At 45.5% G+C, this 16,697-nt stretch carries 11 protein-coding genes; 2 read left to right on the top strand and 9 right to left on the bottom strand.

Annotated elements, in window-relative coordinates:
* Window positions 1-90: 90 nt before the first annotated feature.
* The 4 genes from BMW79_RS09475 to BMW79_RS09460 form a co-directional block, all read right to left on the bottom strand.
* Window positions 91-2,313, bottom strand: coding sequence for a DNA methyltransferase (locus tag BMW79_RS09475; protein ID WP_089893661.1), 2,223 nt, complete (start codon window positions 2,311-2,313; stop codon window positions 91-93).
* 104 nt (window positions 2,314-2,417) lie between these two features.
* Complete coding sequence (locus BMW79_RS09470) at window positions 2,418-2,681, bottom strand: UBP-type zinc finger domain-containing protein (protein ID WP_089893658.1); 264 nt, start codon at window positions 2,679-2,681, stop codon at window positions 2,418-2,420.
* A gap of 10 nt (window positions 2,682-2,691) precedes the next feature.
* Window positions 2,692-4,350, bottom strand: a complete 1,659-nt coding sequence (locus BMW79_RS09465) for an FAD-dependent oxidoreductase (RefSeq protein ID WP_089893656.1) — start codon at window positions 4,348-4,350, stop codon at window positions 2,692-2,694.
* Window position 4,351: 1 nt separating this feature from the next.
* The gene (locus BMW79_RS09460; protein ID WP_089893652.1) at window positions 4,352-5,752 is read right to left on the bottom strand and encodes an ATP-binding protein; all 1,401 of its coding nucleotides are present in this window, start codon (window positions 5,750-5,752) and stop codon (window positions 4,352-4,354) included.
* A 719-nt stretch (window positions 5,753-6,471) separates the two neighbouring features.
* Between BMW79_RS09460 and BMW79_RS09445 the strand changes: the two genes are divergently transcribed.
* Both BMW79_RS09445 and BMW79_RS09440 read left to right on the top strand, forming a co-directional pair.
* Window positions 6,472-7,056, top strand: coding sequence for a hypothetical protein (locus tag BMW79_RS09445; RefSeq protein ID WP_089893642.1), 585 nt, complete (start codon window positions 6,472-6,474; stop codon window positions 7,054-7,056).
* 145 nt (window positions 7,057-7,201) lie between these two features.
* Window positions 7,202-8,164, top strand: coding sequence for a family 43 glycosylhydrolase (locus tag BMW79_RS09440; RefSeq protein WP_089893639.1), 963 nt, complete (start codon window positions 7,202-7,204; stop codon window positions 8,162-8,164).
* Window positions 8,165-8,232: 68 nt separating this feature from the next.
* On the opposite strand, the gene BMW79_RS09435 is transcribed toward BMW79_RS09440, so the two are convergent.
* From BMW79_RS09435 to BMW79_RS09415, 5 genes are all read right to left on the bottom strand, one after another.
* A complete protein-coding gene (locus BMW79_RS09435; RefSeq protein WP_245752436.1) occupies window positions 8,233-9,687 on the bottom strand; it encodes a glycoside hydrolase family 32 protein in 1,455 nt (484 codons plus the stop codon).
* 181 nt (window positions 9,688-9,868) lie between these two features.
* Complete coding sequence (locus BMW79_RS09430) at window positions 9,869-10,060, bottom strand: cold-shock protein (RefSeq protein ID WP_089893636.1); 192 nt, start codon at window positions 10,058-10,060, stop codon at window positions 9,869-9,871.
* 142 nt (window positions 10,061-10,202) lie between these two features.
* On the bottom strand, window positions 10,203-12,119 hold the full coding sequence (locus tag BMW79_RS09425) for a SusD/RagB family nutrient-binding outer membrane lipoprotein (protein ID WP_089893633.1): 1,917 nt from the start codon (window positions 12,117-12,119) through the stop codon (window positions 10,203-10,205).
* 18 nt (window positions 12,120-12,137) lie between these two features.
* Window positions 12,138-15,242, bottom strand: a complete 3,105-nt coding sequence (locus BMW79_RS09420) for a SusC/RagA family TonB-linked outer membrane protein (RefSeq protein ID WP_089896843.1) — start codon at window positions 15,240-15,242, stop codon at window positions 12,138-12,140.
* A 119-nt stretch (window positions 15,243-15,361) separates the two neighbouring features.
* Window positions 15,362-16,558, bottom strand: a complete 1,197-nt coding sequence (locus tag BMW79_RS09415; protein ID WP_089893631.1) for an ROK family protein — start codon at window positions 16,556-16,558, stop codon at window positions 15,362-15,364.
* Window positions 16,559-16,697 lie beyond the last annotated feature (139 nt).

Genomic DNA, 16,697 nt, shown 5'->3' with positions numbered 1-16,697 from the left:
CGACTGTAATTTCCAGGTAGCTGTGTGATCTACATCACCATTGAAAGCGGTTATGGGGAATGTGATCCAGATCACTTTTCCGGATAAAAATCATATGTTCTCCTGCAACATCCTTTGCCCATAGGCATTAAACAGGTAAGCCAAACGGGCTTCATCGTTGTCAAATGGCTTACTGCGGTAACATTGTTCTATGGCGAAATCCAGTTGCTGATGGGCGTTTTTAAGGGCACCGGGCATTTTATCGGGGTCATAGAGCTGTGCCAATGTTTTGTCTGTATAAGCCGTCCTTATTGTTAACACGCTTTCTGTATGTTCCTTTAATTGCTCCTGTTGTGCGATACTGATTTCCGGGAACGGAAAAGTATTATAACATAATGCGGTGGAATATCGATAATCGGATTTCAATCTTCCGCTGACGGCCCTTAACCAGGTCATGTGCATACGGGAAGTGATCACCGCAAAAATCCAGGGAGCGGCATCATAGATGGCATTTGCTGAATTATTGATCACCGTATTACTGTCCAGGAAACCAATGGGTAAATAATGTCTGCGTTGGGATGAGGTAGCCGGAACGATGATGGCATTTGTATTTTTGAATCGTACTTCGGCGAAGCGGTGCGAAGCGTCCGACAAATTTTTGGTTGCGCTCCTGCTGCTTTGGAGCCGATGGGTTCTCACTTTGCCAAGTCTTTCTTTTATAAAGGAATATTGCCGCGCTTCTTCCAATGCTTCGTCCTCTATCCAGAGGCACCACCGGTGAATATTGTTGATAAACTCCCTTGAACCGGTGAGTTTTTTTATAAATTTAAGTGCGCCGGGATATTTTTGAGAGATAACCGCATAGTCTTCCGGCGACAATGAAAAGTGACCACCATCATTGGGCATACTTCCAAAATTCATAGCAGGCATGCGACATAGCTGTTCTCTTCTGCCGTGCACAAAAATGTTGGCGCTGTCTGTTAAATAAGGGGATATATTTTTAACTGTTTCTTTTTCATTTTTCCGGAAGATGTATTTCGGTTGGTCGCTTTTATTCCTGATACCAATAATACTCACGATTACCGCTGCATTTGCCCCGGTGTTGTTGGTCCATTTGAAAGAGGGGTACGCAAAATCAATTTCTCTCCCATCTTCCAGGATATGTGGCCACAGCTGCGCAACGGGTGTTCCCTGGCAAATGGAATTGGTGGAAACAAAAGCACAACCGGCCCTGCGGTCTTTGATATACTTTGCACCTTTATAAAACCAGCAGGCAATATAATCCAGGTCATTATATCCTTCCACCCGTCCGTGAAAAACAGCCTTCCTGTCCTGTTTCTGTTCTTCATTCAGCATCCTTGCGCCGATGTAGGGCGGATTCCCCAATATATATACTTCCGTTTCTTTATCTACCCGACAAACTTCTTCCCAGTTCAACCTGGTGGCGTTTCCCTGCACGATGTTGCGGAGAGCGGTTAACGGTAAGGGCGTCCGGGTCATCTGTTGCGCCGCCAACCAAAGCGACAGGCCGGCTATGCCTGCGGCAAAATGATCCCACTCAATACCATAAAAATTATGCAGACTTATTTCCGGATCGCCGGTCTCGCCAAGTTGTCGGCTGATAGCTATTTCCAATTTCCTTAATGCTTTATAAGCCACAATCAGGAAATTGCCACTACCGCATGCAGGGTCAAATATGCAGATCTTCCTGATACGCAGCAGCAGCGCCCGGAGCTTTCCGGCGTCATTCCCGGCTTCCCGGAACCGGGCGTTCAATTCATCTAAAAAAAGTGGCGCGATTACTTTTTCTATGTTGGCCGTGCTGGTATAGTAGATACCCTGATCACCCTTCGATTCCGGTGTCAACACTGCCTGGATCATTGCTCCGAAAATATCCGGGGTAATGATACGCCAATCCAGGCTGCCACAACGCAGTAGCGCCTCTCTGCCATGAACAGTAAAACGCGGCACTGCTCCTTCGTATCCGAAAAGGGGTAATTGCAAAAAGGGAAATGCGGCAAGGTATGCCGGTATATCCTCCCGCTGATCAACAGCGGTATTCAGCACTTTAAATAAACTGTTGAGACAATGTTGCAGATCACTGCCATCGGCCCGGGTATGATGAGCTATGACACCGGTAAATTGCTTTCTCCCGAAAACACCATTGGCTTCAGCAAAAAAGCAAAACAGCAATCTTGCGAAAAAAATATTCAGCCGGTGTACAGCCGTGGGCGTATGGATGGAATTGTTTTTCTTTATTTCCTGGTACAGCTTCGCCATTTCTTCTGTAGCCAACCTGTTGGCCTGTTCCTCTTTTTCCACTTCCTTATTCATAGCGAAGTACTTCTAAATCATTGATTATTTTTTAAATAAACGTGCAAATTATAATTTTCTTGTGTGATGGATACTTTCCACCTGTGGTATAGGTTTTTACGATATTAATATTCTGCAAATGCGTTGTCTTTATAACACCACAGCCAGTTTTCTCCCGGCTCTGCAGAAGCCACCACGGGATGTTCTGTTTCATGATAATGCTGTGTCATGTGCTTTGCCGGAGAGTCGTCGCAGCAAAGTGTTACGCCACAGGTCTGGCAGGTACGCAGGTGCAGCCACTTCCCGTGGTGCTTTACGCATTCTTCGCACACATGACCGCTACCTACTTTTACTTCGGTAATTGCTTCGAGATGAGAACATAATGCCATAAAAAAGATTTTAAACTTCTGCCAGGTATTTATGTACCAGGCTAATACTCATGGAGCCTTCTCCTACAGCAGAGGCCACACGGCTCATAGCGCCGGACCGTACATCACCGGCCGCAAAGATGCCGGGACAGCTGGTTTCCAGTACATAGGGTTCGCGTGACAGCTTCCAGAGCTTGCCAAAATAATCAAATGATTTCATTTCCCTTCCGGTTTGCACATATCCCTTTTCATCCTTGATGATCAGATCTCCGAGCCAGTCGGTGTAAGGTCGTGCACCGATAAAGATATACAACGCATCGGCCGGCACTTCTTTTATTTCATGTGTGCGCAAATCCTCTATCTTCAACTGTTCCAGCCTGTCCGTGCCGGAAGCGGCCACTATTTCGCTGTTATTCAATATCACGATGTTAGGAATATCGCGGATCTGATCAATCAGGTAGGACGACATCGTTGCGGTGAGATCATCGCGGCGGATGATGATGAATACTTCTTTTGCAAATTTCGATAAGTACACAGCGGCCTGGCCGGCGGAGTTGCCACCTCCCAGGATGTACACCCTTCTGTCGCGGCACGAAGCCGCTTCCGTAGTAGCAGCACCGTAATAGATGCCTGCACCGGTAAATTGTTCTATACCGGCAGTATCCAGCCTGCGATAATCTACCCCGGTGGTAATGACTACTGCGCGGGCGTTGATCTCGGTACCATTTTCCAGGCAAACAATTTTATAGTCTGCTTTCAGTTTAATTTCTTTTACAGACTGGGGCGATAAAAATTCTGTTCCGAACCTCGTAGCCTGTGTGATAGCGCGACGGGTGAGTTCAGCGCCGCTTAAACCGGACGGGAAGCCCAGGTAATTTTCAATGCGGGAACTGGTACCTGCCTGGCCACCGGGTGCATGACGTTCTATCAGCAGTGTTTTCAGTCCTTCGGAAGCACCGTATACAGAAGCGGCCAGTCCGGCAGGACCGGCGCCAATAATCACCACATCATAAATCTCATTTTTCAATGTGGGATTCAAACCAATTTTTGCGGCGAGATCGATGATCTCCGGTGATACCATTACTTCGCCCTTTTCCAGGATTACCACCGGCAATGCGGTCGTGTCCAGTTTATTCAGTTCGAGCAGCAGCTTTCCCTCATCGCCACCTGCATCAATGGAATGGTAGGGGATCAGGTTGCTGGCCAGGAATTCCTTAATGCGGTAAGCATCTGACGAAAAAGGATAGCCGATCACTTTAATCCCCTGGAAAGCCGGACGGTAGTTGGTTTGCCAGTCGTCCAGCAGATCATTGATGACCGGGTACAATTTTTCCTCCGGCGGATCCCATGGTTTCATGAGATAGTAATCGAGCCGTAATTCATTGATAGCTTTGATAGCTGCATTGGTATCTGAATAGGCGGTTAACAGCACGCGTTTGGCAGCTGGAAATATTTCCATGGCCTGCTGCAGGAAATCGACTCCTTCCATTTCAGGCATCCGCTGATCAGAAATAAAGATGGCTACGGTGTCATTCCTGTTCTTCAACTCTACCAGGCTTTGCAGCGCTTCATTGGCAGAAAGTGTACTGATAATGCGGTAAGATGTCCGGTAATACTTCTTGAGATCCTGTGTAATCGCATTGAGTACCTGTCTGTCATCATCTATCACATATATAATCGGTAAGTTCATATCAGTTGTTTTCTATCGGGAAAGAAATGGTAAAAATGGTTTTACCGGGAACAGATGTCTGTTTCACCGATCCGCGATGCCGTTGCACAATCTGTGCCACTACATCCAGGCCCAGTCCTGTTCCTTTTCCCATGTCTTTTGTGGTAAAGAAAGGTTCAAATATCCTCGACTGAATATCTTCCGGGATACCGGGACCATTGTCTGTAATGGTTACATGCACACATTGTCGGTCTTTTGTGGTGGCTATTTCCAGCCGTCCTTTGTTGCCGGCCTCCATGGCATCCAGGGCATTATCCACGAGGTTGGTCCATACCTGGTTTAGTTCGCCCGGCAGTGCTTTTATTTTTGGCAAGGTATCATCATAATTTTCCACTATCTCTACATTCCCTTTGCGGAAGCGGTAATCCAGCATGGTCAGTGTATTGCGGATGCCGCTGTGAATATCGATAAATTGTTTGTCGGGTTCCTGATCCATATAGGTATACCTTTTTACGGCGCCTACCAGATCCGCAATCCTTTTGGCTGCCAGGCGGAGGTCGCATACCATACGATTTGCTTCCAGTGCACCGTGAATCCAGTTAAAGATAATCTCCAGGTGGTTCGGAGCAAAATGGGCACTGAATTTTTCCAGGGCACTGCTATCGATATTATATTCTGCCAGTATTTCTGCTATTTCCTGCCGGAAGATATTTTTGCCGGCGAGCCAGTCATCGATAACAACCGTTTTATCGGACAGTTCCAGTCCGCCTGGTGGCTTTTCCGGTTTATTTTCCCACCAAAGCCGGAGATGGTCTACAATAGCGGTGGTTTCTTCCTGCGACAAACAAAGTGCAGCCATCTCTTTAAAGATAGCAGGAATGTGCATCACATTTTCAAACAATCCTTCTGAACTGCGGGTAATAGCGGCCACCGGGTTATTGAGTTCATGTGCCAGTCCGGCTGATAATTTTCCCAGCGCCATCATTTTTTCGTTCTGTTGCTGGGAGGAAGTGGTTTCCCTTACCCGGCTGGTCATGATATGTACCAGTGCTTCCGTCAGTTCGTAGTGTTGTTCAATATGGGCTTTGAGTTTATCAGCAGGACAGATCAACACGCGCGTATCTTTAATACAAATACCATTTCCCATTGCGTTTTTTACGCGGGAAAAGGGCAACCAGCCGGTGATATTGTCGTCATTCAATTCCACTATTTCGCGGTAATGCCCGTTAATAGTGGCAGAAATACGCACTTTCCCGCTGATAACTATGATCGTGGTAATTACCGGATCTCCTGCTTTGAACAGCAGTTCTCCCTCCGGCACCAGTTGCTCCGTTGATTCACTGATCATCCATTGCAACTGTTCCAGTGGCACCTCCCTGAGGGCAGGAATATTTTTTAATTGTATGGCAGTGATGGGTTCCATATATCAGGGCTAAAAATGTGTCTTCCCAAATATAAGCTTTCGGAAAGCTTCCTGCTATTTTCGGTTGTAAAATACGCAGGAAATCTGGTGTGCACTTCGTATTTTGCCGGAAAGTACTGTACTGCCCATGCCTGTTACATATGAAGAAAAGAATAAAGACCTGCCGGGATATATGCAGGTATATCAAATGGAGTTAAACAGAAAATTGGAAAACGGAATTATATCTACCATTACGCCTACCAATGATGTGTCTTTACGCACATTTATGATCAGATATACGCCTGAAAACACCTTCCGGTTTAAACCGTCCGGATTGTTCAGGTCTCCGTCCGCATTTGTTTTTAGCTTTTTTTACAGCCCTGATCATTTTAATGCTGGTGGCCTGTATAAAAACTAAGAACTATTACCAAATGCTGGGAGCTTTAAGCATTTATGGTTTCTTTTTCATAAACTTGGACGGCCACTTTTTTTTAAATCCTTCCGGTTCCAGGCTTTGATAGACGCATCAGGTATCACTATTAACCAGGATCATTACAACTGGTCGCAGCTTGCCGGCACCTTTATAGTAAAGCATGTAGGTCACAAATACTATGAAGCATTTTTGGTACTCGCTCCTACTGATGGGGTGCCATTATACTTTCCGCTGGCTGCATATTCTCAAAATGCGCCCAAATTTGCTACAGCCATTACCCGTTTTAAACCCGAAATAATATCGGCGAATGAAGTTTTACCGTCATAAAGAAAACAAGCATCTTCCTGGATACATGCAGGTATACAAACAGGAATTGAAGTTAACAGATCATGACACTACTGCCATTTGTGCTACCGATGATAAATCGATGCACACCCTGATGATTAAGTATACACGGGAAGGCACTTTCCGGTGTAAGCCTTCCGCCCCCAATATCTTCGGCAAGCCGATGTTGCTGATCTGGGTTATTGCAGTGCTGTCAATTGCCAGCATGACTTTGCTGAGTGAGCGGTCCTATAAGACAGCGATAATACCAGTCAGTTTACTTCTTTTGATAACCGCTAAAGCATTCTGGTTTGAATTTCACACCTCAAAACGTGAAGCCATCAGTATTGACAAAACAGGTATCTCCTTGCCTGAAACCTCCTTCAATTGGGCCGAAATGACCGGTACTTTTATTGTAACCCGCTACAACGGTAAGCGCCGGGATACTTTCCTGGTGTTAGCCCTGAACAATGGGGAGAACATCTATTATCCATTGGCCGCCTTTGGTAACAACGGCCCCCTGTTCGCTACCGCAATCAAACATATAAAACCGGCGACCTCCTGCTAAATGCCAAAATCATGTTATAAATCCGGGCGAAATTTCCATTTTTTCGCCCTAATTCTATTTGTTTGCTCAAAATTAGCGCTGCTGTTAAGGCCCTGCATGTAATTTTAACTGTTAACAGTTCATATTCAATACAATTCTACGAAAAATGCAATGTGATCAATTTTTCAATTCCACGAAGAAGGCACTCAAAAGGTCTGTTCTCGCTCTGGCAGTAATCAGCGCAGTTTCCACGGTGGCACATGCCCAGAAAAATCCGTTTATCACCGACATGTACACTGCAGATCCTTCCGCACACGTATGGAAGGATGGCCGCCTGTATGTATATGCTTCGCACGACATTGCCCCGCCTCGTGGCTGTGATCTGATGGACCAATACCACGTATTCTCCACAAACGACATGGTGCACTGGAAAGATCATGGGGAAATTCTCCGCGCCAGCCAGGTTCCATGGGGCAGAAAAGAAGGCGGTTTTATGTGGGCGCCCGACTGCGCCTATAAAAATGGCACCTATTATTTCTATTTCCCACATCCTACCGGCTCCGGGGATCAGTGGAACTCTACCTGGAAAATCGGCGTAGCCACCAGTAAAAAACCGGCGAGCGATTTCAAAGTACAGGGTTATATCGAGGGACTGGAATCCATGATAGATCCGGCGGTATTTGTTGATGACGATGGCCAGGCCTACCTGTACTATGGCGGCGGTGGTACCTGTAAAGGCGGTAAGTTAAAAGATAATATGACGGAAATTGACGGCCCTATGCAGAAAATGGAAGGACTGGAAGATTTCCATGAAGCCAGCTGGGTACACAAAAGAAAGGGCATCTACTACCTGTCTTATTCCGACAACCACGATAAAGACGGTAAACACAACCAGATGCGGTATGCCACCAGTAAAAGTCCATTAGGCCCCTGGACCTCTCAGGGCATCTACATGGATCCAACCGACAGCTTCACCAATCATGGCTCTATTGTAGAATACAAAGGCCAGTGGTATTCCTTTTATCATAACAGCGCCTTGTCACACCACGACTGGCTAAGATCTATCTGTGTGGATAAACTCTATTATAACGAAGATGGCACCATTCAGAAAGTAATTCCAACGAAATAATAATGGTCAACTGAATAAGAGATGGGAACTGTAATGGTTCCCATTTTTTTATGCGCGTTGATAGCTTTCTATTCCAGGTTCCATCCTTTCAACCCATTGAGTTTTACACTGCCATTTTCCGCGAATACCGACAGACCGGTTGCTGCTTTGTCCGGAAAAATCAGCGTGGTCAGCACTTTTTCACCACCGTTAACAAATACCTCCACAGAAGATTTATCCAGCAGGACCTGTAGCCGGATCTTATTATCAACCGGGGATACTAACAAATGTTGTATGTCATGACCGTCTTTTATATACAATTCTTCTTTTTGCACATTATATCCAACGATCACCTCCTGTGCTATTTTTAATCCGAAGTCACTGGCGGTACCGATAGTAAAATCTACATCCACCCAATTGGCATTTGAATTAAAACGCTGGCTGGTACTGAGCGTCAGATGGGTACTTTGTATGGTTTGTGGCTTTAGCTGTAACTTTTTACCGGCAGGTAATTTATCCAGAGATGCCTGTAGCAGGGCGGCCGGCTGCTGATACAAACGGATACCCTGAGCGGTGGTTTTAAGTTGCAGATCACGGGGAATAGACATCTGTCCCCTCCAGGGTGAAGTGGGCGTATCAAAAGGCATGAGCCATCCAATCATGGTTTGGCGGTTATCCGGAAGATGATTATATGGAATGGCCGCATAAAATGTCCGGCCATAATCCACAATCATCATTTCATCCTTCCGCTTATCATTCGTGAAAGTAGTGCCATCAAAATCACCGGTGAAATACTGCATACCGGTAGCCGCATCCTGGTTACCGGAAGAGATCATGAGCAACCATTTCTTTTTTGCGGGGTTGCCGTCTACATAGAGTGGTGTGAGAGATGGGCATTCCCATATTTTTCGGGTATCTCCCTGGTTACCGAACTCACTGAGCAGGTGCCAGTTTTTCAGATCAGAGGAGCCATAGAACTGTATTTTATGTTCGGCAGGCACGGCTACTGTCATGAGCCATTTCTGCTGTTCCTCCAGCCAGATCACGCTGGGATCACGGAAATCCTTCTTCTGAATGTCGACCACCGGGTTAGCGGCGTAATTAGTATAGGTTAAACCGCCATCATTGCTCCAGGCGATAAACTGTGATTCTTTCTGCTGTTTGGGCTGGTCTGCGGTATAAATGGCTACCACGGGGCCTTTCCCATCTTTTCCAAAACCGCTGCTGTTATGTTTATCCCATACGGCAGAGCCGGAGAAAATCCAGGTGGTGGTATCTTTTGTTTCTATCTCCGGAATAGCTACGGGTAAGTGGTGCCAGTGCAGCAGGTCTTTACTCGTAGCATGTCCCCAGCTCATGTGTCCCCATTTGTTTTCCAATGGATTATGCTGATAATAGAGATGATACACCCCATCCAGGTAAATCAGACCATTTGGATCGTTGAGCCAGTTTTGCGGCGCTGTGAAATGATACACCGGCCGCCATTGCGGCGTAGGTATGGGTAAATCCTGCGCGGGTAACAATGCAGGGAACAGGATTGCCAATAAGAATAGGAAAAAGCGTTTTCTCTTCATAACATGTACAGATGCTACAACAAAATAAGCAATCAGATGATAAATGGCTGCAAAAAACGTAAACAACTGAAAATCAGTGCTTGAAGAGATTTTGGGGCAATAAAAAAGGGCTGATCAGATGATCAGCCCTCCCTAAATAAGATATATAAACTTAGATAACTTTTACGTTAACTGCATTCAAACCTTTTTTACCATTTTCAACTTCATATGTAACCTTGTCATTTTCACGAAGTTCACCAGTAGTACCGGAGATATGAACGAAAATATCTTGTCCACCATTAGATGGAGTAATGAAACCGAATCCTTTGGATTCATTGAAAAACTTAACTGTACCTTGTTGCATTATATTGTATTTGTGTGCAAGATAGGCTTATAAATCCGAAACACCTAAAGAGTTTATAAAACAGGCGGCACAATCTGCTATATCATAAAGGGCTGACCGGAATATCTCCGGCCAGCCCCTTTTATAAAAAGTGAACAACAAACTAAGGTTTCTTTGCCCACCATAATGGTGTCAGTACAGCATCTCCTCCGCCTGGCAGCGCTGCTACTGCCTGATCATAGCCTTTCCCATTGGTATTTTTCAGTGAAGAAGGATACTTGAGACGTTGCGGGAAGAAATTCACATTACTGGTCATATAATTGGTATTATTCAATGCCGGTAATGTGACCAGTGTTTGCTCAATCATTGGATTTTCGAAGAATGGCAATCCAAGTCTGCGCTTATCATTCCAGCCTTCCAGTGGTAACCAGGGCACTTGTGCAATGTATTTCTGGGTAATGATCTTTGTTAAGAGATCATTTTTAACCGTTCCATTCTTGTACAGGTTGTTCACCGGGTAGTTGATAGCTACAGTACCAGCGGCGCCGGAGTATCCGTCCTTGAAGTTCATCAGGTGGGTAGCAGGTGGTTCTGCGGTGTGATCCCAGCTTACAGAGGTACCGGTTCTGTTAAAGTCGGTAGATGCCAGGTAAGTGCTCAGGAATCCGGACACACCCCAATATTCAAAGCTCTGTGAAATGGCCTTCTCATAGGCTGCTTTTCCTGAAACCGGCACAGTCCATCCTCTCACCGCTGCTTCTGCAATCAGGAAGTTGGTTTCCCATGCGTGGAAGAAGATGCGTTTGTTGGCGCTGTTCCGGAACTGCTGGCCCAAACGTGGAGAAGATCCTGGAAATCCGTACCATTTATTTTTGGTGCCTTTGGCGCCCCAGTCGCCCGCATTGGACCCATTCCAGGTAAACTTACCTTCCAGTGTTTTCACCACACCACCCGCTTCATTTACGAGATCACGCGCCGTGGTTTCCCAGGTAGGCTGATCGTAGGAAGGGAATCTGCTGAAGTTGGCATTGGTAAAATCTCCTGCGGGAATAAATGCTTTATATGCGCGGGGATCGATGGTTTGCGGTAAACCGTCGAACCAGAAGCCGGCAAACGGATCATTGGTCATGGTAGAGAAATGATCTTTCAGCTGTAAACCTGCCCAATCTGCCGGTTTGATATAAGACTGGTAAGCAGCGCCCAGCTGGTCTGCGGTTTTTACACCACCAAGACCGGTATAAATATTTTCCAGGGTAGTAGAAAGGATCTGTGCATTCCACTCACGGCTCATTACACCGCTCAGTGCATCCCATCCTCCTTTTTCCTGTACCTGGAAAGTAGCGCTGGCATCATCAATCAGTTCACCTTTTACAGCGTCTTCAAATTCAGCCCGGGCTTTGCCGCCATCTACTTCCGACAAACGCATAGCCAAACGGAGGCGCATGGAATTAGCGTACTTTTTCCATTTTGCGAAGTCGTAGCCATATGCCGGGTCCAGTAATTTCAGATCGTCTGTAGGTTGAATGGTAGTGTTTAATTTTGCACTGGCATCTTTCAGTTCATCCAGTATATAATAATACACTTCCTTCACTCCCGCAAAATCAGGGTTTCCACCGTCAAATGCTTTGATAGGAATAGGACCGAAGTTATCGGATAATTCACTCATCAGGTAAGCGCGCCAGATACGTGCTACCTGTCTCAGGTTCTCCGTATAGGGCTTGATATCGCCGGTCTTTATTTTTTCATCCGCAATCTGGATTGCGGTGTTAATATGATTCAGCCAGGTGGAGCTGTAGCGGTAGTATTCCGTAGACCAGTCATCGTTAGGATTTCCGGAAGACAAGCCACCACTCAGGTGTTGACGGCTCGCCGTTTTCCAGTACAACACAAAAGAACGCTCGGCAATATTCGGGTCCATTTGTGCGCCGATGATGGAATTGTTGATAAAGTATTCCACCTGTACCTGGCTGGCATCGGCTTCTTTCGGGCTTTTATTGATTTCCTCAAATTTGCTGCAGGCAGACAACAACGTCACTATCGCGGCCAACGCCCAACCTGATTTTATGAGTATCTTTTTCATTTCGATTACAGTTAAATGTTAAAAACTAAGGCTCAGATTCACCAGGAAAGTACGTGTGGTGGGAGGCGCTCCATTTTCAAAGCCTGTGGCATTGGTATTGATCGCAAATACAGATTCAGGATCCAGGCCACGCATATGGCTGGAGATCATCCATACGTTGTTGCAGGCCACACCTACTTTTGCAGATTGGATCGGTGTTCTGCCCAGGAGTTTCTTAGACAACACATAACTCAACTGCACATTTCTCAGACGGATATTGGTAGCATCATACATATTCAGCTCTGTAATACCCAGGTTGTCAGCGGAAATAGCTTTCCAGTATTGTTGCTGGGTTACGGCTTTTGTATTTGGCTTATAACCACCATTACCATCAGACACTACGCCATTTACAATCATATCATTTCTTTCACCACCCGGTGCAGTGATAGCTGCGGTACCGTTTCTTTGCATCAGCAATTGTGTTGCAGAAAACATATCACCACCAATACGTGCATCAATCAGGAAAGACAGGCCGAAGTTTTTGTAAGCGAAGTTATTGGTAAGACCTACCAGTGCTTTCGACTGCTGGTTACCCAGGTAAACATTCTGTTCACCACGTACCGGGCGACCTTCACCATCTAACAACCACTGACCAAAGTATTGGCTTTTAGGATCTGTTACACGTTGTACCTTGCTGCCATAAATATCTCCATACAACTCACCGGTAACTGCTACGATCGACAGGTTATCGAAACCTCCCAAAGGATAACGGTTCACACCAGCATTCTTGTTGATATCAATGATCTTGTTTCTGTTCATAGACAGGTTACCGGATACATTCCAGCGCAGTCCCTTGTCACCATCGAGTATTCTGGCATCTGCCATGATCTCGAATCCGCTGTTCTGGATATTACCGGCATTCATCTTCCTGTTCTCATATCCACTACCGGGATCCATTGGTAATTCAATCAGCTGACGGGTGGCGTTGGATTTATAATAAGTAACATCCACGCCAAAGCGGTTGTCCACAAAACGCAACTCAGCGCCCACCTCAAAAGATTTGATGAGTTCACTGCGCACATCTTTATCATACAATGTTTTCTTCCTGGAAGCAGTCGTATTCTGATTCGGATCACGATCAATCAGGTAAGTATTGTACAACTGGTAAGCAGGTAAACTGTTACCAACCACTGCATAGGATCCACGGATTTTACCATAACTCAGCCACGTTGGCAGAGATTTAAACTGCTCTGTAAACAGGTAAGAGAGACTTACTGACGGGTAAAAGAAAGACCTGTTTTCAGGGCTCAGGGTAGAAGACCAGTCATTACGCATAGTCGCGTCCAGGAACAGGTATCCATCCCAGTTGATACCACCGGTAGCATAGATGGAATTGATACGTTGCTGGTTAAACTCGTCGGTAATACCTGGATTTCCTTTCGCGTTTTTAATCAGGAACAGGTTTGGTACTACCAGCTCACCAGCGCTGTTACCTAACCTGGACCACTGCTGGCGCATCAGGTTACCACCCACGCTGATGTTTCCTCCCAGTCTGTCGATCAACCTTTCTTTCTTCGCCGTTACCAATGCACTATAGTTCACTTCAGAAAAAGAGTATTTATCTGTGCTGAAGCTACCATTCTTAGGGCTTGGGCTACCTGCGTATACTTTCGCTTCTGTGTTGGTATTATAAATATCTGCACCCGCTTTTAACTCTGCATTTAACCAGTCGGTGAACTGATACTTCATGCTTCCGTTCATGATAAAGCGGTTACGCACATCATCGTTCAGGTTGTACTTGCTTGCCCAGTAAGGATTTACCTGGTTACCGATGCCATACCAGCGCATGTTGCCATATTGATCCAACGGATCTTTGAACTGCTGGATGTCCATGGAAACAGGCATCGTATATAACAGGCTGGAATAGTTACGGCTGTTAACACCTGTAGCTAACCTGTTATGTGCATTGGTATTGGAATACTGCACTTTGAAGTCGGTAGATAATTTTTCTGACTGACCATATTTAGAAGTCACTCTTGTAGTGAGATTCAGGCGGGTATATTTTGTACCAGGCACCATGCTTTTATCATTCATATAATTCAGCGAGGTATAAATAGCGGATTTCTCCACCTGCTGCTGAAAAGATATGTTCTGGTTATGATTGATACCTGTATTGAAGAACCGGCTGATATTATCGTATGAACGCAGGGGTTCTGTTTTGTCATCCCAGTTAGGTAAGCTCTGGCCGGTAATTTTTGCGCCCCAGCTGTCTCCGCTTTCGTTGTTGAAAATATTATCCAATCCCTGGGAGAAATTCTTCTGCATTTCAGGTTTGGTGAAAATACTTTCAAAGCCAAGACTGGAAGAAACACTCAGACCTAATCCGCTTGTTTTTTTACCGGTTTTAGTAGTGATCAGAATAACTCCATCACCTGCACGGCTACCGTACAAAGCTGCTGCAGCCGGACCTTTCAGGACAGACATGCTGGCAATGTCATTGGCATTCAGATCCGAAAGACCATTACCCATGTCCATACCGGGATTCCATCCATCGTTATTGGTAGCACCGGCGAAGTTGTCGATAGGAATACCATCTACTACAATCAGTGGTTGGTTTTTTCCGGTCAGGGAGGTGTTACCACGTAAGTTAATCTTGGAAGAACCACCAGGACCAGTGCTGGAACGCATTACCTGCAAACCTGCTACCACACCGGTTAAGGCGTTGGTCACGTTGGTTTCATGTGCGTCTACCAGGGTAGAACTTTTTACTTCCTGCATGGAATAACCCAGTGATTTTTTCTGGCGGGAAATACCCAACGCAGTGACTACCACTTCATTCAATCCTTTGGAAGCATCTTCCATAACGAGGTTGAGATTTCCACTTGCGGAAACTTCGAGTGAGGTATAGCCAACACTGGAGATGACCAGTGTTGCACCTGGTGCTACCATCAGGTTGAACGCACCTTTTTCGTTGGTTGTTGCGCCATTGGTTGTGCCTTTTTCAATGACTGTTGCATAGATTACGGGAGCGCCTGTAGCGTCTTTCAGGGTACCGGATACCCCTTTCTTTTCCTGTGCGGAAACGCTTTGATAGCACGTTGCTACCAAACATGTTAGCAGCAGAAAGCTTAGCCACCTTTTCATACTGGTGAATTTAGATGTGGATAAATAATGAAGGCATCCTTCCTTTACGGCATGCGAAGTCCACATGCAGTAGGTCGTTACTGCCTTATGTTTGATTGATAAATAAAATGTTCGTGGTATTACTCTGTTTTGCTCAGTTGGCCTTTATCCAGGTGTTCCATAACAAGTGCTGCTGCTCCAAGTCTCTCTGCCGCGTACCCTAAAGGCGATATTATCAGTTGAATGTTTTCTGCGATTTTTGGTATACAATATTCATTTAACGCATGTTGTACAGGTGCCAGCCATAGTTTTCCGGCTAATGTTCCTCGCCCGCTTAAGATGATCAGGTTCGGATTTAACAAGTGAATCAGTATTGCGATGCCGCGTCCGATGTGATAAGCTGCCTGTGATATTAATTCTACTGCATACTTATCTCCTTTCATGGCCGCATCCATAATTTTTCTAAACGTGTCGTCGCGGTTGTCCATCGACAAATCTTTCATAACGGTTGTTCTTCCTTCGCGGATGCCTTCCACCGCTTTTTCTGCAATCACCGACAGCGAAGTTTCCGTTTCCAGGCAACCCATTTTTCCACAACTGCAGATCTTATTATTGGTGAATAATGGAATGTGGGAAAACTCTCCTGCAAATCCGTTTTCACCTCTGAAAAGATTTCCATTCAACACCATGCCCAAACCAATACCCCAGCCAATGTTGATCACCAGTGCATTCTGGCGGTTGCGGGCTGCGCCCAGCTTCCATTCTGCCAATGCGATCAAACTGGAATCGTTGTCAATGATCACCGGAATTCCCGTCAGTGCTTCCAGGTATTCGTTGATACTACCATAATGCCGGTCGAAAAAAGAATAATTCACTCCTTTCGTTACATCAACGAAACCGGGCATCCCGATACCAATACCTGCAAATTTTTCTCTTGGAATTTCTGAGCACTCTATAAATGCTTTCAATGCTTGTCCGAGTTCCGCCATCGCTTCCGGATGTGCCGATAAATCGAGCGCTATCTGGTATTCCTTTCCTACCAGGTTGTTTTGCATATCCAGTATACTGATACTGGTCACAAACTGGTCCATCGCTACCGATAAAATATATAAGTAGTCCGGTTTCACAGAATACATCTGTGGCCGGCGACCGCCCGTAGAAATAGCATAGCCTGATTCCAGTACTAAACCGCTCTTCACCAGTTCATTCAATGCCTTGGTTGTATGTGGAAGACTCTTGCCAGTGAGCAGTGTTAAATCAGCACAGGACAACTCCTTATTAAAGTACAGGTGTTTTAATAATGTCTTTTTAAATAGTTCTTGGCGATCGGACACCATTTAGATTAATAGTTTGCTACAGTTTAAATCTACGTCAATTTGCTACAAGTGAAATTAAATACGCTAACAAGTGAAATATGCTACAAGTGAATTGGTAATTCAAGATAGGACAACTTCTTGAAATTTTACAAGAACTTTT

It is taken from the genome of Chitinophaga arvensicola (genome assembly GCF_900110835.1).
GTDB classification, from domain to species: Bacteria; Bacteroidota; Bacteroidia; order Chitinophagales; family Chitinophagaceae; genus Chitinophaga; species Chitinophaga arvensicola.
This window is presented reverse-complemented; position numbering and strand designations above follow the sequence as displayed.